This window comes from Actinomadura rifamycini DSM 43936 (assembly GCF_000425065.1).
Taxonomy (GTDB): Bacteria; Actinomycetota; Actinomycetes; order Streptosporangiales; family Streptosporangiaceae; genus Spirillospora; species Spirillospora rifamycini.
Window position 1 is genome coordinate 38,920 of the sequence record NZ_AULB01000036.1, and the last position, 19,169, is coordinate 58,088.

The following is a 19,169-nucleotide window of genomic DNA, read 5'->3' on the forward strand; positions in this document are numbered from 1 at the left end:
CGATGGGTGAGACGCTAGCAGATAGTTCTGTTAGAGACGATCTATTGGCGGACTACTTGTTCCGCTCCCGGGCCCGCCGGACCGGCTGCGGGCTCTCCACGGGGCGCGCGAGATGCCCGGTGACCAGGCGTTCCAGCGCGCGGACGAGCACGTCCCGCTCGTCCGGCGGGAGCGTACCGAGCGCGTCGCCGTGCACCCGGTCGACGACCCGCTGGCTCTCCGCCGCCACCCGCGCGCCCTTCTCGGTGACCGCGATGATCCGCGCGCGCCGGTCCCGCGTGGACGGCCGCCGCTCGGCGAGCCCCGCCTTCTCCAAGGCGTCCACGGTGACGACCATCGTCGTCTTGTCCATGTCGCCGATCTCGGCGAGCTGGATCTGCGTCCGCTCCTCCTCCAGGGCGTGCACGAGGACGCAGTGCATGCGCGGCGTCAGCCCGATCTCGGCGAGCGCCGCCGACATCCGGCTCTTGAGCGCGAGGCCGGTGTGGTCGAGGAGGTAGGACAGGTCGGTCTCGGTGCTGGACGGTGCGAGTGCGGTCATGCCGCCAGCGTACCCATTTCGTCCCGTAGCGGATTATCTGGCGGCGTCTGCTTCTCCGGCGGGGTACTGTGGCGGACATGCAGCGCACCGCGTGCCTCGGCTGGTGGCCGTCCTAGGACGGCCGCACGATCACGCGATCACGAACGCACAGGGCCGTCCCGCCGGACGGCCCTTCTCCTTTCCCCGGCGCGGGGCCGCGACGCGGAGGCGGCCGGAGAAGGAGACACGCCCATGGACCCCGTCGTCGAAGCCGCCGAGCGGCGCACCCGCGACCTCGAGGAGCGCGTCGCCGCCGACCCCGCGGCGTTCCGCGTCCTCACCGGAGACCGCCCCACCGGACCCCTGCACCTCGGCCACTACTTCGGCACCCTCGCCAACCGGGTGCGCCTGCAGCGCCTCGGCGTCGACGTGTTCGTCCTCATCGCCGACTACCAGGTGCTCACCGACCGGGACGTCGCCGAGCGGCTCCCCGAGCACGCCCTCGGCCTCGCCGCCGACTACCTCGCCGCCGGGATCGACCCCGCCCGCGCGACGGTCTTCCGGCACAGCGCCGTCCCCGAGCTGAACCAGCTCATGCTGCCGTTCCTGTCCCTGGTGTCGGTCGCGGAGCTGCGCCGCAACCCGACCGTGAAGGACGAGATCGCGGCGTCGTCGCAGGCGGCGGTGAGCGGGCTCATGTTCACCTACCCGGTGCACCAGGCCGCCGACATCCTGTTCTGCAAGGCCGACCTCGTGCCCGTCGGCAAGGACCAGCTCCCGCACCAGGAGATCGCCCGGACGGTCGCGCGCCGCTTCAACGAGCGCTACGGGCCCGTCTTCCCCGTCCCGGACGCGCTGCTGTCGGACGCCCCGAACCTGCTCGGCACGGACGGGCGGAAGATGAGCAAGAGCCGCGGCAACGCGATCGCCCTGTCCGCGACGCCGGACGACACCGCCCGGCTGCTCCGGCGGGCGGTGACCGACGCCGACCGGCGCATCACCTACGAGCCGGACGCCCGCCCCGGGGTGTCCAACCTCGTCCTCCTCGCCGCGCTCTGCCAGGGCCGCGACCCGCACGCCGTGGCCGCGGACGTCGGCGACGGCGGCGCCGCGGCGCTGAAGAAGACCGCCATCGAGTCGGTGAACGAGTTCCTGCGGCCGATCCGCGCCCGCCGCGCCGACCTCGCCGCCGACCCGGCGTACCTGCGCCGCGTCCTCGCCGAGGGGAACGAGCGCGCCCGCGCCGTCGCCGCCCGGACCCTCACCGAGGTCAGGGAGGCGATGGCGATGGCGGCCTAGCGCCCGCCGCGCGGCGCGCGCGGGGCGATGCCGTGCAGGACGGACGCGACGACCTCGTCCACCGGCACCGGGGACGGCTCGCGCGCGCCCAGCAGCGCCGACAGGACGGCCTCGTGGCACACCCCGACGATCATCGACGCGGCGGCGGCCGGGGACGCGTCCGCGGCGATCCGGCCGAGGTCGCGCTCGGCCCGCAGGTAGTCGTGCAGGCGGTCGCGCCACGTGTCGCCCGGTTCGTGCGCCGCCGCGAACCGGGCGAGCACGTCGGGCTGCGCGGTCAGCCCGGCGAGCGCGGGCAGCAGCGCGCGGTGCAGCGCGAGCCCGTGCTCGACGTGCGCGCGCAGGTTCGCGGCGAGCGTCCCGGCGCCCGGCTCGGGCGGCGGCCCCAGCTCCCGCTCGACCCGCCGCACCCGCGCGTGCAGGGCGAGGGCCAGCAGCTCCTCCTTGCCGTCGAAGTGGTTGTAGAGGACGCCGTCGGCCACCCCCGCCGCACGCGCGATCGCCCGGACGGTCAGGCCCGCCGCGCCGCGCTCGGACATCATGCGGTCGGCGGTGGCGATCAGGTGCTCGCGCAGGGTCCGGTCGCCGTCCCGCAGCGCCGCCGCTTTACGTGGTGACATCAGGCGGCATCGTATGCGTGCAGCGCGAACCCGTGGGCCGCCAGGTCGTCCAGGAAGTCCGCCCCGACCGCGGCCTCCAGGTGCCGCACGCCGCGCGGCGCCCCGTCCAGCCGCCGCACGGCCAGCGCCGCCACCAGCCCGGACGCCCGGCTCTGCCGCCGCCCGGACAGCGCGGCGACCCGCCCTCCGGACGCGGCGGCCACCGCGAAGCCGTCCCCGCCGACGTGGACCCGGTGCGCGGCGGCCCGCAGCCACCGCGCGTCCCGGAAGCGGGCGGCGCGGGGGAGGAGCGCGGTCGCGGCGCGGGAGTCGAGGGCCAGGCCGGTGCGGACCCGCCCGGACGCCGCGGCCGGGTCGGGGAACGGGAAGCGGTGCACGCGGCGCGTCCCGAACGGCGGCGGGAACCGCATCGTCCACGACTCGTCCAGCTCGCGGAGGGCGCCGAGCGCGTCGAGCGTCCACGCGACGGCGCCCGGCCCGTGCCGCTCGCCCGCGCCGAGCAGGACGCCGATGTCGACGGGCCGTCCGGTCCCGGCGAACCGGTGCGCGAGCAGGTTCGTGACGCCGGGCGCGACCCCCACGCCGACGACCACCGACGCGCCGTTCGCTGCCGCGACCCCGTCGAGCCCCTCGATCTCCCGCAGGATCTCGCGGGACGCCGACACGTCGACGTAGTGGACGCCGCGTTCCGCGCACGCCCGCGCGACCCGCGCGTTCGCCCGTTCGGCGCACATGACGACGGCGTCGGCGTCCAGGACCGCGGCGAACGGCGCGGCGGGCGGCGCGTCGGGCGGTGCTTCGGGCGGTGCGTCGGGCGGTGCGTCGGGCGGTGCGTCGGGCGGGTCCCGGAGGTCGACGCGCAGCGGGATCGTCCCGGGGACCGACCGGGCCTTCGCGAGGTCCCGGCCCGCGACGACGATCTCGGGCACGCGGCCGCGCAGGCCCGCGACGACCTCCCGGCCGACCGCCCCGTAGCCGCCGAGGACCGCGACCCGCCTCACGCGCGCGCCGTGATCAGCCGGGCCGTGCTGCGCAGCCGGACGGCGCCGTCCCGCTCGAACGGGCGCAGCGCGCCGGCGATCGTCGCGACCACCTCGTCGCCCGCGCCGTAGTTGTGGCGGATCGGCCCCCAGGCGGCGAGGAACGCGGCGGCGTCGGCGGCGTCCCGCCCCCACACCTGCTCGGCCTCGACGGTCCGGGACGCCGCTGCGCGGAACCCGGCGGCGCCGAGGATGGCGGCGGCGCGGCCGGGGTCGGCCAGGGACAGCGGCCCGTCGTGCCCGATCGCGGGCCGCGGGAGCGCGGGAAGCGCGGCGAGCACCGTGCCGAGGTCGTTCTCCTCGGGCGGCGCCATGACCAGGAACGCGACCCGCCCGCTCTCCGCCGCCAGCGCGCGCCGCACGTTGCCGAACGCGGCGACGGGGTCGGCGAAGAACATGACCCCGAACCGGCTGATCGCGACGTCGAACCCGCCGTCCGGGAACGGGTACAGCTGCGCGTCGCCCCGCTCGAACCGGACGTTCCCGACGCCCTCCTGCGCGGCGAGGCTCCGCGCGCGGGCGAGCATCGGCGCCGACAGGTCGACGCCGGTCGCCGCGCCGAGGGGCGCCCGCTCCGCCGCGAGCCGGGTGGCCTGCCCGTTGCCGCAGCCGATGTCGAGCACGCGGTCGCGCGGGCCGATCGCGGCGGCGTCCAGCAGGTGCGCGTTGAAGCCGCTGTTCACCGCGTCGTACCGGGCGTGGTGGTCGGCCCAGTGCGTGCCCTCGTACCCGTTCCACGCCTCGGCCTGGTGCGTGTTGACGATCTCCATACCGCTCCCTCGTTATGAACATACGTTCATGAACACGTGTTCATCATGAGGCGGGGCCCTGTCCGCCGTCAACCCCGTCCTCCTCCTCCGGACGGCCGGACGGGGGCGGCCCGGAAAACCATGAATGCGCTAATTTCGGGCCACTGCTTCCACTGCTTCCGCTGCTCGCCCGACTCCAAGGAGACCCCCCATGCTTTTCGGTCGTCCCTTCCAGGGTCGCTCCCCCGCCGTTGTGTTCGCACTCGCCCCGGCCCTCGCAATCGCCGGATGCAGCAGCGGAAACAGCGAACCGGAAAGCGGGGGAACGGAGTCGCCGGCCCCGGCGGCGTCCCTGGCGGACGGGGTTCTGGCCGCCCGATACTCCGCCTGGGGACGGCAGGGGCGGGTCGAACTGCTCGCGCTGGAGCGGGTCGCGGGCAAGGCCGTCGTGGCGCGGTTCCGCCTGACGAACGAGAGCGGCGAGGACTACCCGATCATGACGTCGCTGTCCGGGGACGGCGAACGCAATCGCGAACGCCCGGGGTCGGTCGACACGAATGCGATATCGGCCGTCTCCCTGCTGGACGAGCGGAACTCCAAGCAGTATTTCCCGCTCAACCGCGCCGACGGCCAGTGCCTGTGCACCCGGTACCACCCCTTCCCCGAGCCGGTGCGGGCGGGCGAGAGCCGGGAGCTGGCCGCGGCGTTCCCCGCGCCGCCCGAGGACGTCCGCAGCATGGGCGTCCTGTTCCCGCACGCGCCGCCGTTCCTGAACGTCCCGATCACCGACGTGGACGCCCGCGCCTACACGTTCGACGAACCGCAGGGGCCGGTCGACCCGAGCGCGGAGGAGACCGGGCCGCCGCTCGTCCTGCCCGTCCTGGCGACGGTCGAGCAGGAGGCGGCGGCGCGGGACGACGACGGCGAGAACCTGCGGGTCCGGCTCGCCGCCGACGTGCTGTTCGCCACCGACAGCGCCGACCTGGGCGCGGACGCGCGCGAGCGGCTGCGGTCGGTCGCCGCCGACATCGACCGGTCGGCCGACACCGAGATCGAGGTCGACGGGCACACCGACGACACCGGGAACGACGCGATCAACGAACCGCTCTCCCGCCGCCGCGCCGAGGCGGTCGAGGCGGCCCTCGGCGACCTGGTCACCCGCACCGGGGTGGCGTTCCGGGCGCGCGGGCACGGGTCGGGCGACCCGGTCGCGTCGAACGAGACGGAGGGCGGCCGGAGCAAGAACCGGCGCGTCACGGTGACGTTCGCGCGTCCCGCGCCGCCCGCGCCCGCCCCGTCGGCCCGGGCGTCCGCGCCGGCGTCCCCGGGGGGCGGCCCGGCGGCGGGCCCGGCGGGCGGTGCGGCGCCGCACTGGCCGCACCCGGTGCTGGGGCGCGCCGATGCCGACCCGGCGACCGTGGACGACGCGCCCGGGGCGAACGTCAAGGACGCCCGCGTCGAGGTGAACGCGCTGACCCGGGCGCCGTCCGGCTTCGCGACGCTGGTGTTCACGATCGTCAACGAGGACCGCGCCGCCGCGTTCGACCCGGCGCGCACGGCCGACCTGGACGGCCTGTACGTCGGCTCCGGGACCAGCGGCGTGACGCTCCGGGCGGGGGACCGGACGGTGCGGTCGCTGCGCGCCGCGGACCGGAGCGTCGTCGGCAGCCCCGACTTCGCGGGGTTCGGCCCGGACTCCCGCTACCACGTCGCGCCCGGGAAGCGGCTGACGTTCTGGACGACGTTCCGGGTCCCGGACGGCATCGGGAAGGCGACCGTCCGCGTTCCGGGGTTCGCGCCCGTCGCGGACGTCCCGGTCGGAAAGTAGAACGGAATGGTTCGTTCCAGTACGATGGAGGGATGGAGAGGGAGAGCACGGCAGCGGCGCCCCTGAGCGGGCGCAAGGCGCAGGCGGCCCGCAACGACGAACTGATCCGGGAGGCGGCGCGCGCGGTGTTCACGGCGGACCCGGGCGCGCCGATCTCCGCGGTGGCGGAGCACGCCGGGGTGGGGATCAGCGCCCTCTACCGCCGGTACCGGAGCAAGGAGGCGCTGCTCCGGCACCTCGCCGACGAGGGCATGGACCGCTACCTCGCCGAGGTCGAGCGGGCCCTCGCCGACGACGGCGACCCGTGGGAGGCGTTCGCCGGGTTCATGCGCCGGTGCCTGGACATCGGCGCCGGCTCGCTGACGCTGCGGCTCGCCGGGGACTTCGAGGTCACCGAGGAGATGTCGAGCAAGGGGCGGGCGCTGCACGAGGCCACCGAGCGGCTCCTGGAGCGGACGAAGCGGGCCGGGGCGCTGCGGCCCGGGATCGCGGTCGGCGACGTGTCGGTCATCCTGGAGCACCTGCACGCCATCCGGCTCGGCGACGACGCCCGCACGAACCGGCTCCAGCACCGGTACCTCGCCCTCATGCTGGACGGCCTGCACCTCGCGGGCGCGGCGGAACTGCCGGGCCCGCCCCCCGGATGGCAGGAGCTGCGGGGGCGCTATGACGACTGAACGGGGTCCGGAGCGGGTGCTCGGGAAGCGGGAGCTGAACCGGGCGCTGCTCGCCCGCCAGATGCTGCTGCGGCGGGAGCCGGTAGGGGCGCTGGAGGCGATCGAGCGGCTCGTCGGGATGCAGGCGCAGGCGCCGAACCCGCCGTACATCGGGCTGTGGAGCAGGCTGGAGGGGTTCGACTTCGCCGCGGCGTCCCGGCTGCTGACCGAGCGGCGGGCGCTGCGGATCGTCCTCATGCGCGGCACCCTGCACCTGGTCAGCGCCCGGGACGCGCGCGTCCTGCGCCCGCTGACCCAGGCGGTCCAGGACCGGATGCTGGCCGGTCCGGCGGGCCGGGGACTGGACGGCGTCGACCTGCCGGCGGTCGTGGCCGCCGCGCGGGCGCTGATCGAGGAGGAGCCGCGCTCGGACGCGGAGCTGCGGACCCTGCTGGCCGAGCGGTGGCCGGAGCACGACCCGGCGCTGCTCGTCTGGGGCGTCCGGTGCGTCCTGCCGCTGGTGCAGGTGCCGCCGCGCGGCCTGTGGGGGAAGGCGGGGACGGCCCGGCACACCACGCTCGACGCGTGGCTCGGCGCGGGCCCGGACGCGGAGCCGTCGCTCGACGAGCTGGTCCTGCGGTACCTCGGGGCGTTCGGGCCGGCGAGCGTGCAGGACGTCCAGCAGTGGTCGGGCCTGTCGGGGCTCCGCGAGGCCGTGGAGCGGCTGGAGCCGAAGCTCGTGCGGTTCCGGGACGAGCGGGGGCGCGTCCTCTACGACCTGCCGGAGGCCCCGCGGCCGGGACCGGACGAGCCCGCGCCCGTCCGGTTCGTCCCGGAGTTCGACAACCTGACCCTCGCGCACGCCGACCGGGACCGGATCGTCTCCGCGGAGGACCGCAAGCGGATCTTCACGGTGAACGGGATCATCCGGGCGACGTTCCTCGTGGACGGGTTCGTGCACGGCATGTGGAAGGCGGAGAAGCGGCGGGGCGAGGCGACGCTGCGGATCGCCCCGTTCGCCCCGGTTCCGGGACCGGAGCGGGCGGCCCTGGAGGAGGAGGGCCTGCGGCTGCTCGCGGCGGTCCACCCGGACGCGAAGGCGCACACGGTCGTGTTCGCGGGCTGAGACCCGGGGGCGGACCGGAGGCGCCGCCGGGGCCGCCCGTCAGCCGTCGCCGCGGGCGCAGGGCGCCTCGCGGTGCGGGTCGAGCGACTCCAGCAGCGTGTGCAGCGACTCGCGGAACCGGAGCATCTGGTCGCGGGTCAGCGGGTCGAACAGGTGCCGCCGGACCTCGGCCACGTGGCCGGGCGCGGCCTCGACGAGCACGTCGTGGCCCGCGTCGGTGAGTTCGGCGATCGTGGTGCGGCGGTCGGTGGGGTGCTTGGTGCGGCGCACCCAGCCGGCCGCCTCCAGCCGGTTGACGGCGTGCGAGAGGCGGCTCGGGGACGAGCGGACGATCTCGGCCAGTTCGGACATCGTGCGGGCGCGCCCGGGGGACTCCGAAAGCATCGCGAGGATCATGTAGTAGGCGTGCGGCATCCCCGAGTCGCGCTGGAGCTGGCGGTCCAGGGCCTCGTTGAGCAGCCGCGACGTCCACACGAACGCGCGCCAGGTCTCCTGCTCGTCGTCGTCGAGCCACCGGGGTTCTGCCATGCCTCCAGTCTAAGCGAGTTGTTGAAGACTCAAGACTTGAGCGTTCAATCTTTTTCGTTTAGATTTGAACTACTAGCTCAAGGAGGACGCTATGACCCGGATGCCCGTTTTGTACCTCAGCCACGGCGCCCCGCCGCTGGCCGACGACCCCGTCTGGACGGACGAACTCGCCCGCTGGTCCGCCGGACTGCCGAAGCCGAAGGCCGTCCTGATGGTGTCGGCGCACTGGGAGGAGGCGCCGGCGACGCTGAGCGCGACCCGCCCCGTCCCGCTCGTGTACGACTTCTGGGGGTTCCCCGAGCGGTACTACCGCGTCCGCTACGACGCGCCCCCGGCCACCGAACTGGCCGGCGCCGTCCGCGCCCTGCTGCCCGGAACGCGCCAGGACGACGAGCGCGGCCTCGACCACGGCGCGTACGTCCCGCTCGTGGAGATGTACCCCGACGCGGACGTCCCCGTGGTGCAGATGTCCATGCCGACGCTCGACCCCGCGCGGCTGTTCGAGGTCGGCCGCACGCTCGCGCCGCTGCGCGACCAGGGCGTCCTGATCGTCGGCAGCGGCTTCACCACCCACAACCTGCGGGAGCTGCGCCCGGCCGCGGACGCCGCGCCGCCCGCCTGGTCGGCCGAGTTCGACGCCTGGACGGACGCGGCCGTCGCCGGCGGCGACGTGGACGCGCTGCTGGACTTCCGCGCCAAGGCCCCGGCGGCGCGCGTCGCGCACCCGCGCACCGAGCACTTCGCGCCGCTGTTCGTGGCGCTCGGCGCGGACGCGGACGGCGACGGCGCGGCGCGCCGGTCCGTCATCGACGGCTACTGGTTCGGCCTCGCGAAGCGCTCGTTCCAGTTCGGCTGAGGGCGTGCCGGCGCACCGCCCCCGCGCCGTGAGTTGTCACGTTCCGTCCGGAAACGACGGGAACGGGCGGGTCAGCTGCCGCCCATCTCCGCGAACCCGGTCCGCCACGACGCCACCCGCGGCTTCCAGCCGAGCTTCCGCGCCTTCGCGTTGGACACCGGGCGGCCCGTCGCGGCGGCGTGCCGCGCACCGCGCGGGGTCGGGGCGCCGAGGGCGGCGGTGAAGACCGGCAGCCACTCGTTCGTCGTCGCGGGCTCGTCGTCGACGATGTTGACCGCCCCGGCGGGCCAGTCGAGCGCGGCGAGCGCGGCCGCGGCGGCGTCGTCGGCGTGCACGAACGACGTCCACGCCGGGTTCGGCCGCATGTTCCCGGCCTTCACCCGCGCGGCGATGGCGCCGTCCGGGGCGTACCAGGTGCCGGGCCCGTACAGCGCGCCGTACCGCAGCACGACGCCGTGCGGCATCTCGCCGACGGCCTTCTCCAGCGCGGCGATCCCCGAGTAGGGCGGCAGCTTCGCGTTCAGCTCGTCGCTCTCGACGGCGGGCTCGTCGCCCGGCACGTACAGCCAGGCGATGCTCTGCGCGATCATGGTCTCCACGTCCGCGTCGAGCGCGGCGTCCACCAGGTTGCGGGTGCCCTCGATCCGCAGGTGCGAGTTCGCCTCGAAGTTCTCGGCGGACAGGTCCGTGAGCTGGTGCATCACCACGTCCGGACGCGCGGACGCCACCGCGTCGCGCACCGAGCCGGCGTCCAGCGCGTCCATCACGACCGGCGTCGCGCCCAGGTCGGCGATCGACCCGGTGCGCTCGGAGTGGCGCGTCGTCCCTGCGACCTCGTGGCCCGCCTGGACGAGCAGCGGGATCAGCCGGCGGCCGATGACTCCGGTCGCTCCGGCGAGGAGAATCTTCAAGGGGGTAACCTCCACGGCTTCACGCCATTGCGGGTCGTATCACGGCAGGATAGGCAGACTCTCTTCCCAGGTCACGCCCACCTCGGCGGCGGACGCGCCGGCCTCGCCCGAGCGCGGGGCCGGATGCGGGGACGGACGGGCGGTTCCGCCCCCGTTGCCCGTCCGCCACCGAGGGTACCGCCGCGGGGCGCTCCGGCGCGTTTCGCGCACCGGGCGGGGGAGAATTCTTCTGTTCCGGCGGGATTCGCAGAGCGGAGGGCGCGGCGGGCATGGAGATCACTCTGGTGCTGGGGGACATCACCGAGGAGCGCGTCGACGCGGTGGTGAACGCGGCGAACTCGTCGCTGCTCGGCGGGGGCGGCGTCGACGGGGCGATCCACCGCCGGGGCGGCCCGGAGATCCTGGACGAGTGCCGCCGGCTGCGCGCCTCCCACTACGGCGGCGGGCTCCCCACAGGCCAGGCCGTTGCGACCACCGCGGGGCGGCTGCCCGCCCGCTGGGTGATCCACACGGTCGGGCCCGTGTACTCCGCCGCCGAGGACCGCAGCGGCCGGCTCGCCTCCTGCTACCGCGAGTCGCTGCGGGTCGCCGACGAGCTGGGCGCCGCGTCCGTCGCGTTCCCCGCGGTGTCGGCGGGCGTCTACGGCTGGCCGATGGACGACGCCGCGCGCATCGCGGTCGGCACCGTGCGGAACACGCCCACGCAGGTCACCGACGTCCGGTTCGTCCTGTTCACCCCGGACGCGTACGCGGTGTTCGCCCGCGCGCTCGCCGCGTCCTAGGTCTTCGCGGGCGGCACGATGAGGACGGGCCGCCGCACGTGGTGCAGGACCTGCGTCGAGGTGCTGCCGAGCAGGACCGACCGGGCCTTCGACAGCCCCCGCGACCCGGTGACGACGAGGGACGCGTCGAGCTCGTCGGCGACGTCCACGATCGCCGCCCAGATCGGGCCGCCGCTGCGCTCGGCGCGCGGCGCCACGTCGGTGAGGCCCGCTGCGGCGGCGAACTCGGCGCCCTTCAGGGCGAGCAGTTCGGCCTCCTGCTGCTCCTCGAACTCGTTGCGGCCGCCGCCGGTCTGCATGATGACCGGCGCGGCGGCGGCGATCGGCGCCCAGGAGATCTGCGAGACCAGCGGCTCCCAGACGGAGAGGACCACGGTCGGGGCGGGCCGGAGGTGCCGCGCGGCGTACTCGACGGCGGCGCGCGAGTCGTCCGAGCCGTCGAAGGCGATGAGAACGGTCATGCCCTCCACGTATCCGCAGGAAGCGGTTCCGAACGCCTCCGGCGGCGGAAGTGGGCGGGCTCTCTCGGTCGGCCTCAGCCGGCCCCGGCCGCCCCCGCCGGCTCCGGGTCCGCGCCGGGCGCGCCCGCGAACGCCTGTGCGATGCCGAGCCAGCGGTCCGCGTCCGGCCCGGCCGCCGCCACGGCGAGGTCGTCGCGGTGCCGCCGCCGGGTCACCAGCAGGCAGAAGTCCAGCGCCGGGCCCGTGACGGTCTGCCGCGCGCCCTCCGGCCCCCAGGTCCACACCTCGCCGGACGGCCCGGTCAGCTCCACCCGGAACTGCTCGGCGGGCGGGGTCAGGCCGCGGTTGCCGAACGCGAAGTCGCGCGCCCGGACGCCGATGTGCGCGACGTGCCGGAGCCGGTGCGTGGGCGCGCGGCGGACGCCGAGCGCCGCGGCGACGTCCTCGCCGTGCGCCCACGTCTCCATCAGCCGGGCCGTCGCCATGGACGCCGCGCTCATCGGCGGCCCGAACCACGGCAGCTTCGTGCCCGGCGGGACGGCGGCGAGCGCCGCGCGCATCCGGCGGCGGCCGTCCCGCCAGCGGGCGAGCAGCGCCGCCGGGTCCTCGGCGGCGCCCGCGACGGCGCCCGCCTCGACGAATGCGGGCCCGTCGGCCGCCGCGCGCTCCAGCAGCGCGGGGAACGCGCCGGGGTCCGCCGCCGCGACGACCGCCTGGTCGTCCGTCCACGCCAGGTGCGCGATCTGGTGGGCGACCGTCCAGCCCGCGGCGGGCGTCGGGTCGGCCCACCGCGCGGCGGGCAGCGGCGCGACGAGCGCGTCCAGCGAGTCGTTCTCGGCGGTCAGGTCGGCGAGCAGCGCGTTCAGGTCGGGCATTCCGCCACTATTCCCCGGTCCCGGCCGTCCCGTCGAGGGCCTCCACCAGCTCCCGCGCCAGCGCGTAGTCGGCCTTGCCGTTCGGCAGCCGCAGCGTCCGCCCGGTGCGCACGAACGCCTTCGGGATCTTGTAGCGGGCGAGGTGCGCGGCGCAGCCGTCCCGCAGCGCCGCGTCGTCCGGGGCGTCCGCCGGGCCGAGCACCGCGACGATCTCGCTGCCCCATCGCTCGCTCGGCCGGCCCAGCACCAGCGCGTCCGCGACGCCCGGCAGGCCGCGCAGCACCGTCTCGACCTCCTCCGCGAACACCTTCTCGCCGCCGGTGTTGATCGTGGTGGCGTCCCGGCCGTGCACCTCGACCGTCCCGTCCGCGAGCAGCCGCGCCCGGTCGCCCGGCACGACGAGCCGGTCGCCGTCCACGGTCAGGAACGTCGCGGCGGTCTTCTCCGGGGCGTTGAGGTAGCCGAGCGGGATCGAGCCGCCGCCCTTGGCGAGCCAGCCCATCTCGTCCTCGCCGGGCGCGAGGCGGCGCGTCCGGTCCGCGCTGAGGACGGCCGCGCCCGACTGGAGCAGGAACCGGGCGTCGGTGCCCAGCCGGGTCACCGAGAAGCCGCTCTCGGAGGACCCGAGGATGTCCAGCAGCCGCGCCCCCGGGACCAGGTCCAGCAGCCGCCGCTTGACGCCCGGGCTGATCCCCGCCGCCGAGTTCAGCAGCGTCCGCAGGGACGACAGGTCGCGCGGGCGGCGCTCCAGCGCCTCGACGATCGGGCGCGCGAACGCGTCCCCGACGATCGGCATCCGGGTGGCGCGCTCCCGCTCGGCGGTGTCCATCAGGTCGTCGGCGTCCAGCCCGTCCACCCGGTGCGGGAAGATCACGCACGCGCCGCCGCACCAGCCGCCGAGCGCCGACCAGGTCCCGCCGCCGTGCATCATCGGCGGCGCCACGAGGACCCGGTGCTCGCCCCGGACGGCCCGCGCCACCACCTCGTCGACGTCGGTGATCGGCGACCCGTCCCGGCGGCGCACCTGGAACGGGCCGTGCACCAGGTCGCCGACCCGCCACAGCACGCCCTTCGGCAGGCCCGTCGTGCCGCCCGTGTAGAGGATCTGCAGGTCGTCCGGCGACGGCCGGACGCCGGCGGGCGGCTCGGCGGACGCGGCGGCGAGCGCCTCCTCGTAGTCGAGCGCGCCCGGCGCGAGCGGGGTGCCCGAGTCGTCCGCGACCTGGAGCAGCAGCGGGTCGGTGTCCAGCCGCTTCACGACCCGCTCGACCTCCCGCGCGAACCGCGCGTGGTACAGGATCGCACGGGGACGCGCGTCGCCGAACAGCTGCGCCAGCTCGTCGTCCACGTACCGGTAGTTGACGTTGAACGGCGCGACTCGGGCCTTGTGCGCGCCGACCAGGCCCTCCAGGTACTCGGGGCCGTTGTGCAGGTACAGCGCGAGGTGGTCGTGCGGCGACTCCCACGGCTCGTGCGTCCCCTCCCGGCGGCCGAGCCCGTGCGCGCGCAGGACGTTCGCGAGCCGCCGCGTCCGGTCGGTGACCTCGCGCCAGGTCATCCGGCGGTCGCGCCAGACCAGGCACTCGCGGTCGGGGACCGCGGCGGCGACGGCCTCGTGCAGGGTCGCCAGGTCGAGCTGGGGCGCGTCGAGCTGGGGCGCGTCGGCGCGCGGCGCGTCGGGCTGGGGCATCGGCGGTCCTCCGGGATGGTCGTGGGGCACCCGGGATCACCGTAACCCAATGCTTACCGAATCTCATTCGGCAGGGTGGCCGGGGGAGGGTGCGCCGCGGCCGCGAGACGATGTCCCGATGGCCCGACCGCAGAAGCCGCAGGGGGAGGTGACCCGCGGCACCACCGCGCCCAACCGGCTCCGCCGCGTCGACCGGTGGATCGCCGCCACCCAGCGGCCCGCCCTCCGCCAGTACGACGGCACGGCCGTCCGGCCGCTCGCCGTCGACCTCGGCTACGGCGCGTCGCCCGTGACCGCGTTCGAGCTCTACACGCGGCTCCGCGCCGTCGCGCCCCGCCTGGACGTCGTCGGCATCGAGATCGAACCCGACCGGGTCGCCGCCGGGCTCGCCTTCCTCGCCGCCACCGGCCCGCACGAGGGCCTGACGTTCCGGCGCGGCGGCTTCGAGCTGCCGGTGCCCCGCCCGCCCGTCCTCGTCCGCGCCCTCAACGTCCTGCGCCAGTACGACGAGCCCGCCGCGTGGCGCGCCTGGGACGACCTGCGCGACCGGCTCGCGCCCCGCGGCGTCCTCGTCGAGGGCACCTGCTCGGAGACCGGGCGCCGCGCCGTCTGGGTCGCCCTCGACCGGGACGGGCCCCGCACCGTCACGTTCGCCGCGCACCTGCCGACCCTGGACCGCCCGTCGTCCCTCGCCGAACGGCTCCCGAAGACGCTCATCCACCGGAACGTCCCCGGCGAGCCCGTCCACGCGCTGCTCACCGCGTTCGACCGGGCCTGGGCGACCGCCGCGCCGCACTCGGCGTTCGGGCCCCGCGCCCGCTGGGTCGAGGCGGTGCGGCTGCTCGCGGAGGCGTACCCCGTGCTGACCGCACCGCCCTACGGGGGCCGCCGCCGCTGGCGCCTCGGCGAGGTCACCCTCCCCTGGACGGCCGTCGCGCCCTGACCGGACGGGACGGCGCCCGGCGCCCGGCGCGCCGCCCGCAGCGGGTTCAGCCCTCGCGGTGCAGCTTGTACGGCGCGGCCTGGACGCGCGGCTGCACGTCGATCCGGTCGATGTTCACGTGCGGGGGACGCGTGACCGCCCAGGCGACGCAGTCGGCGACGTCCTCGGCCACGAGCGGCTCCGGCACGCCCTCGTACGGCTTCTCGGCCTTCTCCGCGTCGCCCTTGAACCGGACCAGCGAGAACTCCTCGGTCTTCACCAGTCCCGGCGCGACCTCCGTGACCCGCACGGGCTCCGCGACCAGCTCCAGCCGCATGACCTCGTTCACCGCGTAGGCGCCGAACTTCGCCGCGTTGTACCCCGCGCCGCCCTCGTACGCCACGTGCCCGGCCAGCGACGTGACGTTCACGACGTGCCCCGCGCCGCTCTCGATCAGCTTCGGGAGCAGCGCCTTGGTGACCCGGACGAGCCCCAGCACGTTCGTCTCGTACATCGTGCGCCAGTCGTCGACGTCCGCGTCCGCCACGCTGTCGAGCCCGACCGCGCCGCCCGCGTTGTTCACGAGCACGTGGCAGCCGCCGACCGCCGCGGCGAGCGCGTCCACCGACTCCTGCGACGTCACGTCGAGGGTGATCGGCACGATCTTCGCCGCCCCGGGCACGGTCGCGGCGATGTCCTTCGCCAGCTCGTCGAGCCGGTCGCGGCGCCGCGCCGCCAGGACGACGTTGAACCCCTCCGCCGCCAGCCGCCTGGCCGTGGCGGCCCCGATGCCGCTGCTCGCTCCGGTCACTACCGCCGTTCTCCGCATGCGTCCAGCCTCCCAGGCGATCGGCGGCGGATGCCGGTGAGGTCGATCACTGTCGGGGATTGTCGCAATTGAAGACCATCTTCGGGGAACACCGGGCGCGGTGGATAGGTTGCACTACCGGAGGTGGTGTCCGGTGCCGCGTCGTATCAACCGGGTTGCGACGATAAGTCTTCATACGTCCCCTCTGGATCAGCCGGGGACCGGCGACGCCGGCGGCATGAACGTCTACATCGTCGAGACCGCCAAACGGCTCGCCGAACGCGGCGTCGAGGTCGACATCTTCACCCGCGCCACGTCGCGGGCCCTGCCGCCCGTCGCCGAACTCGCGCCCGGCGTCCTCGTCCGGCACATCGTCGCCGGCCCCTTCGAGGAGCTCGACAAGACCGACCTCGCCCGGCACCTGTGCGGCTTCACCTCCGGTGTCCTGCGCGTCGAGGCCGCCCACGACCCCGGCCACTACGACCTCCTGCACACCCACTACTGGCTGTCCGGGCAGGCCGGGGACGCCGCCAAGCACCGCTGGGGCGTCCCGCTCGTCCACTCCATGCACACGATGGCCAAGGTCAAGAACGCGGCCCTCGCCGACGGCGACAAGCCCGAACCGGACGCGCGCGTCCTCGGCGAGGAGCAGGTCGTCGCGTCCGCCGACCAGCTCGTCGCCAACACCGGCAAGGAGGCGCGCGAGCTCATCGACCTCTACGGCGCCGACCCCGCGCGCGTCGCGACCGTCCGCCCCGGCGCCGACCTCGACCTGTTCCGCCCCGAGCCGCTCCCGCCCGGGTCGCGCGCCCGGCGCGGCGGACCGGCCCGCCGCCGCCTCGGCCTGCCCCGCGACGCCTACGTCCTGCTGTTCGTCGGCCGCATCCAGCCGCTCAAGGCGCCCGACGTCCTGCTGCGCGCCGCCGCCCGGATGCTCGCCGACGACCCGTCGCTGCGGTCCCGGCTCGTCGTCGCCGTCGTCGGCGGCCCCTCCGGATCCGCCCGCTGCCGCCCCGAGGGCCTCCAGTCGCTCGCCGCCGAACTCGGCATCGCCGACGTCGTCCGCTTCGAGCCGCCCGCCCCCCAGGCGGAGCTCGCCGACTGGTACCGGGCCGCCGACGTCACCGTCGTCCCCTCGCACTCCGAGTCGTTCGGCCTCGTCGCCGTCGAGTCCCAGGCGTGCGGCACGCCCGTCGTCGCGTCCCGCGTCGGCGGGCTCTGCACCGCCGTCGCCGACGGCGAGTCCGGCGTGCTGGTCCCCGGGCACGACCCCGCCGACTACGCGGCCGTCCTGCGCCGCCTCGAGGACCCCGCCGCGCACGCCCGCCTCGCCCGCGGCGCCGTCCGGCACGCCCGCGCCTTCGGGTGGGACGCCACCGTCGACGCCCTCCTGGACGTGTATACCGGTGCCATGGCCCGTCCGTCCGCACTCGTCCCGCAGGTGACCGCATGAACCCCGTCGAGACCATCCGGCAGACCCTGCGCGACGCCGAGCTCGAGTTCGACGAGCCGCGCGCGGACGCCTTCTTCGTCAAGCTGCCCGGCAAGCGCAAGCTCGCCACCATGACCTGGCTCATCGTCGGGGACCACAGCCTGCACGTCGAGGCGTTCTTCTGCCGCCGCCCCGACGAGAACCACGCCGAGTTCTACCGGTTCCTCCTCGAGAAGAACGGCCGCATGTACGGGGTCTCCTTCGCGCTCGACGACGTCGGCGACGTCCACCTCGTCGGGCGGCTCTCGCTCGCGTCGATCAGCCCGGACGAGATCGACCGGCTCCTCGGCTGCGTCCTCACCTACTCGGACGAGAACTTCGACAAGGCCCTCGAACGCGGGTTCAAGACGTCCATCCAGCGCGAGTGGGACTGGCGCGTCAAGCGCGGCGAGAGCCTCGCCAACCTCCGGGCGTTCGCGTCGTTCGCGGACCCGGCGAATCGTGACTGAACCAGCGGCTGGATAAGCTCTGCACCATGGCGACCCTGGTATTGCTCCGGCACGGTGAAAGCGTCTGGAACGCCGAGGGCCTGTTCACCGGCTGGGTGGACGTGGACCTGTCGGCGAAGGGCGAGAGCGAGGCCACCCGCGGCGGGGACCTCCTCCTCGACGCGGACATCACCCCCGACGTCGTGCACACGTCGCTGCTCAAGCGCGCCATCCGCACCGCCAACATCGCGCTCGACGTGGCCGACCTGCTGTGGATCCCCGTCCGCCGCTCCTGGCGCCTCAACGAGCGCCACTACGGCGCCCTGCAGGGCAAGAACAAGGCCCAGACGCGGGAGCAGTACGGCGAAGAGAAGTTCATGACCTGGCGCCGCTCCTACGACACCCCGCCGCCGCCGATCAAGGACGACGACCCGCTGTCGCAGGTCAACGACCTCCGCTACGCCGAGCTGCCGTCCGAGCTGATCCCGCGCAGCGAGTGCCTCGCCGACGTCATCGACCGCATGCTGCCGTACTGGTACGACGCGATCGTCCCCGACCTCGCCGCCGGGAAGACCGTCATGGTCGCCGCGCACGGCAACTCCCTGCGGGCCCTCGTCAAGCACCTCGACGACATCTCCGACGACGACATCGTCGGCCTCAACATCCCGACCGGGATCCCGCTCGTCTACGAGCTCGACGACGACTTCGCCCCGCTCAAGCGCGGCGGCGAGTACCTCGACCCGGCCGCCGCGAAGGCCGCCATCGAGGCCGTCAAGAACCAGGGCGCCGGGAAGTCCGCCGCCGGCAAGGGCGCCCCGAAGGCCCCGGCCCCCGCGAAGGCGAAGGACGCGAAGCCGTCCGGCAAGGACGCCAAGGACAAGCCCCGCCGCGGCCGCCGCAAGTAAGGCCCGGCAGCAGCACGACCCAGCGGTCCGCCCGCGCCGTACGGCGCGGGCGTTTCCGTTTCCCGAGGCCGCGGCTCAGCCCGCGTCCTCCGCGCCGTCCGGGGCTCCGGTCTTGTCGGGGACGAAGACGAGGCTGAGCAGGTGGCGGGTCCGGCCGTCGCCGGGCGCGGTGTGCGTGCGGCGGGCGACGGCCGCCTCGATCTCCTCGACCAGCGCGGTGAACTCCTCGTCGGTCACCCACACCGCGCCCTGCCGGTACAGGACGTTCTCGCGGGGCGGGTCGGCGTCGTCGCGCGCCAGGTACCGCTCGAAGTCGGCCAGGACGGCGCTGGTGAAGACGGCGAACGCCTGCCGGTGGTCCTCCTTGGTCATCGACTCGCGGGCGGCGGCGTCGACGAGCGCCGCGTCCTGCCGCACGCGGTAGCTGCGCTCGACCGTGCCCCGCACGGGGCGCTCCCGGACCACCTCCAGTATCCCGGCCTGTGTGAGCGTCGCCACATGCCGGTACATGGACGCGGGGGACACGTCCGGCAGCCGTTCTCGCAGTTGAGCGGTGGTCATCTCCTCCGCGCCCACCACGGTCTGCAGGATCCGCAGCCGGACGGGGTGGAGGAGCAGGTTCGCGTTCGCCATGCCTCTATGGTCTCATACCTGATAACGTTCTCAGCGTTGA

21 protein-coding genes are annotated in these 19,169 nt (G+C 75.0%); 10 read left to right on the forward strand and 11 right to left on the reverse strand.

Translation table 11 applies throughout. From position 1 onward, the window contains the following. Positions 1-52: 52 nt before the first annotated feature. Complete coding sequence (locus H505_RS0129160) at positions 53-541, reverse strand: MarR family winged helix-turn-helix transcriptional regulator (RefSeq protein WP_026404793.1); 489 nt, start codon at positions 539-541, stop codon at positions 53-55. A gap of 231 nt (positions 542-772) precedes the next feature. Between H505_RS0129160 and trpS the strand changes: the two genes are divergently transcribed. Then, entirely contained in the window at positions 773-1,819 is a 1,047-nt protein-coding gene (gene trpS / locus H505_RS0129165; protein ID WP_026404794.1) for a tryptophan--tRNA ligase, read from the forward strand. Here the strand turns inward: trpS and H505_RS0129170 are convergent. From H505_RS0129170 to H505_RS0129180, 3 genes are read right to left on the reverse strand one after another with little or no spacing between them, the layout of a single operon-like run. Then, positions 1,816-2,439, reverse strand: a complete 624-nt coding sequence (locus H505_RS0129170; RefSeq protein WP_026404795.1) for a TetR/AcrR family transcriptional regulator — start codon at positions 2,437-2,439, stop codon at positions 1,816-1,818. The two genes, trpS and H505_RS0129170, sit on opposite strands and share 4 nt — an antisense overlap. Continuing rightward, positions 2,439-3,440, reverse strand: a complete 1,002-nt coding sequence (locus tag H505_RS0129175) for a saccharopine dehydrogenase family protein (protein WP_026404796.1) — start codon at positions 3,438-3,440, stop codon at positions 2,439-2,441. Before H505_RS0129175 ends, H505_RS0129170 begins: the two co-directional genes overlap by 1 nt. After that, positions 3,437-4,249: a class I SAM-dependent methyltransferase gene (locus H505_RS0129180; protein ID WP_026404797.1), complete on the reverse strand. Its 813-nt coding sequence runs from the start codon at positions 4,247-4,249 to the stop codon at positions 3,437-3,439. Before H505_RS0129180 ends, H505_RS0129175 begins: the two co-directional genes overlap by 4 nt. A 232-nt stretch (positions 4,250-4,481) precedes the next feature. On the opposite strand from H505_RS0129180, the gene H505_RS48175 reads away from it, so the two are divergent. The 3 genes from H505_RS48175 to H505_RS45060 are packed head-to-tail and all read left to right on the forward strand — an operon-like array spanning position 4,482 to position 7,838. Continuing rightward, positions 4,482-6,056: an OmpA family protein gene (locus H505_RS48175; protein ID WP_051301296.1), complete on the forward strand. Its 1,575-nt coding sequence runs from the start codon at positions 4,482-4,484 to the stop codon at positions 6,054-6,056. A 32-nt stretch (positions 6,057-6,088) separates the two neighbouring features. Further along, positions 6,089-6,733 (forward strand): TetR/AcrR family transcriptional regulator, encoded by a 645-nt coding sequence (locus tag H505_RS0129190; protein WP_026404798.1) that lies wholly within the window; start codon positions 6,089-6,091, stop codon positions 6,731-6,733. Then, complete coding sequence (locus tag H505_RS45060) at positions 6,723-7,838, forward strand: winged helix DNA-binding domain-containing protein (protein WP_034520412.1); 1,116 nt, start codon at positions 6,723-6,725, stop codon at positions 7,836-7,838. Before H505_RS0129190 ends, H505_RS45060 begins: the two co-directional genes overlap by 11 nt. 39 nt (positions 7,839-7,877) lie before the next feature. Here the strand turns inward: H505_RS45060 and H505_RS0129200 are convergent, their stop codons facing one another. After that, complete coding sequence (locus H505_RS0129200; protein WP_026404799.1) at positions 7,878-8,366, reverse strand: MarR family winged helix-turn-helix transcriptional regulator; 489 nt, start codon at positions 8,364-8,366, stop codon at positions 7,878-7,880. Positions 8,367-8,457: 91 nt separating this feature from the next. On the opposite strand from H505_RS0129200, the gene H505_RS0129205 reads away from it, so the two are divergent. Beyond that, the gene (locus H505_RS0129205; protein WP_026404800.1) at positions 8,458-9,222 is read left to right on the forward strand and encodes a dioxygenase family protein; all 765 of its coding nucleotides are present in this window, start codon (positions 8,458-8,460) and stop codon (positions 9,220-9,222) included. A gap of 71 nt (positions 9,223-9,293) precedes the next feature. On the opposite strand, the gene H505_RS0129210 is transcribed toward H505_RS0129205, so the two are convergent. Further along, the gene (locus H505_RS0129210) at positions 9,294-10,133 is read right to left on the reverse strand and encodes an NAD-dependent epimerase/dehydratase family protein (RefSeq protein ID WP_026404801.1); all 840 of its coding nucleotides are present in this window, start codon (positions 10,131-10,133) and stop codon (positions 9,294-9,296) included. Between the two features lie 269 nt (positions 10,134-10,402). Here H505_RS0129210 and H505_RS0129215 point away from each other — a divergent pair, with 269 nt between their 5' ends. Beyond that, entirely contained in the window at positions 10,403-10,915 is a 513-nt protein-coding gene (locus H505_RS0129215; RefSeq protein WP_026404802.1) for an O-acetyl-ADP-ribose deacetylase, read from the forward strand. Here H505_RS0129215 and H505_RS0129220 read toward each other — a convergent pair. The 3 genes from H505_RS0129220 to H505_RS0129230 all read right to left on the reverse strand — a co-directional run bounded on the left by H505_RS0129220 (position 10,912) and on the right by H505_RS0129230 (position 13,941). After that, positions 10,912-11,376 carry a universal stress protein gene (locus H505_RS0129220; RefSeq protein ID WP_026404803.1) on the reverse strand — a complete coding sequence of 155 codons (465 nt, stop codon included), beginning with the start codon at positions 11,374-11,376 and terminating at the stop codon, positions 10,912-10,914. The two genes, H505_RS0129215 and H505_RS0129220, sit on opposite strands and share 4 nt — an antisense overlap. Before the next feature lie 74 nt (positions 11,377-11,450). Next, positions 11,451-12,251, reverse strand: a complete 801-nt coding sequence (locus H505_RS0129225; RefSeq protein WP_026404804.1) for a TIGR03084 family metal-binding protein — start codon at positions 12,249-12,251, stop codon at positions 11,451-11,453. Positions 12,252-12,258: 7 nt separating this feature from the next. Next, the gene (locus H505_RS0129230; RefSeq protein WP_051301297.1) at positions 12,259-13,941 is read right to left on the reverse strand and encodes an AMP-binding protein; all 1,683 of its coding nucleotides are present in this window, start codon (positions 13,939-13,941) and stop codon (positions 12,259-12,261) included. A gap of 118 nt (positions 13,942-14,059) precedes the next feature. Between H505_RS0129230 and H505_RS0129235 the strand changes: the two genes are divergently transcribed. After that, the gene (locus H505_RS0129235) at positions 14,060-14,884 is read left to right on the forward strand and encodes a hypothetical protein (protein WP_026404806.1); all 825 of its coding nucleotides are present in this window, start codon (positions 14,060-14,062) and stop codon (positions 14,882-14,884) included. Positions 14,885-14,930: 46 nt separating this feature from the next. Here the strand turns inward: H505_RS0129235 and H505_RS0129240 are convergent, their stop codons facing one another. Then, positions 14,931-15,692, reverse strand: coding sequence for an SDR family NAD(P)-dependent oxidoreductase (locus H505_RS0129240; RefSeq protein ID WP_026404807.1), 762 nt, complete (start codon positions 15,690-15,692; stop codon positions 14,931-14,933). Positions 15,693-15,825: 133 nt separating this feature from the next. Between H505_RS0129240 and mshA the strand changes: the two genes are divergently transcribed. From mshA to H505_RS45065, 3 genes are read left to right on the forward strand one after another with little or no spacing between them, the layout of a single operon-like run. After that, entirely contained in the window at positions 15,826-17,124 is a 1,299-nt protein-coding gene (mshA, locus tag H505_RS0129245) for a D-inositol-3-phosphate glycosyltransferase (protein ID WP_026404808.1), read from the forward strand. Beyond that, positions 17,121-17,612, forward strand: coding sequence for a type III secretion system chaperone family protein (locus tag H505_RS0129250; protein WP_026404809.1), 492 nt, complete (start codon positions 17,121-17,123; stop codon positions 17,610-17,612). The genes mshA and H505_RS0129250 overlap by 4 nt, the downstream gene beginning before the upstream one ends. A 26-nt stretch (positions 17,613-17,638) precedes the next feature. Continuing rightward, positions 17,639-18,496, forward strand: coding sequence for a phosphoglyceromutase (locus H505_RS45065; RefSeq protein ID WP_034520416.1), 858 nt, complete (start codon positions 17,639-17,641; stop codon positions 18,494-18,496). A 75-nt stretch (positions 18,497-18,571) separates the two neighbouring features. On the opposite strand, the gene H505_RS0129260 is transcribed toward H505_RS45065, so the two are convergent. Further along, a complete protein-coding gene (locus tag H505_RS0129260; protein ID WP_026404810.1) occupies positions 18,572-19,129 on the reverse strand; it encodes a helix-turn-helix domain-containing protein in 558 nt (185 codons plus the stop codon). Positions 19,130-19,169 lie beyond the last annotated feature (40 nt).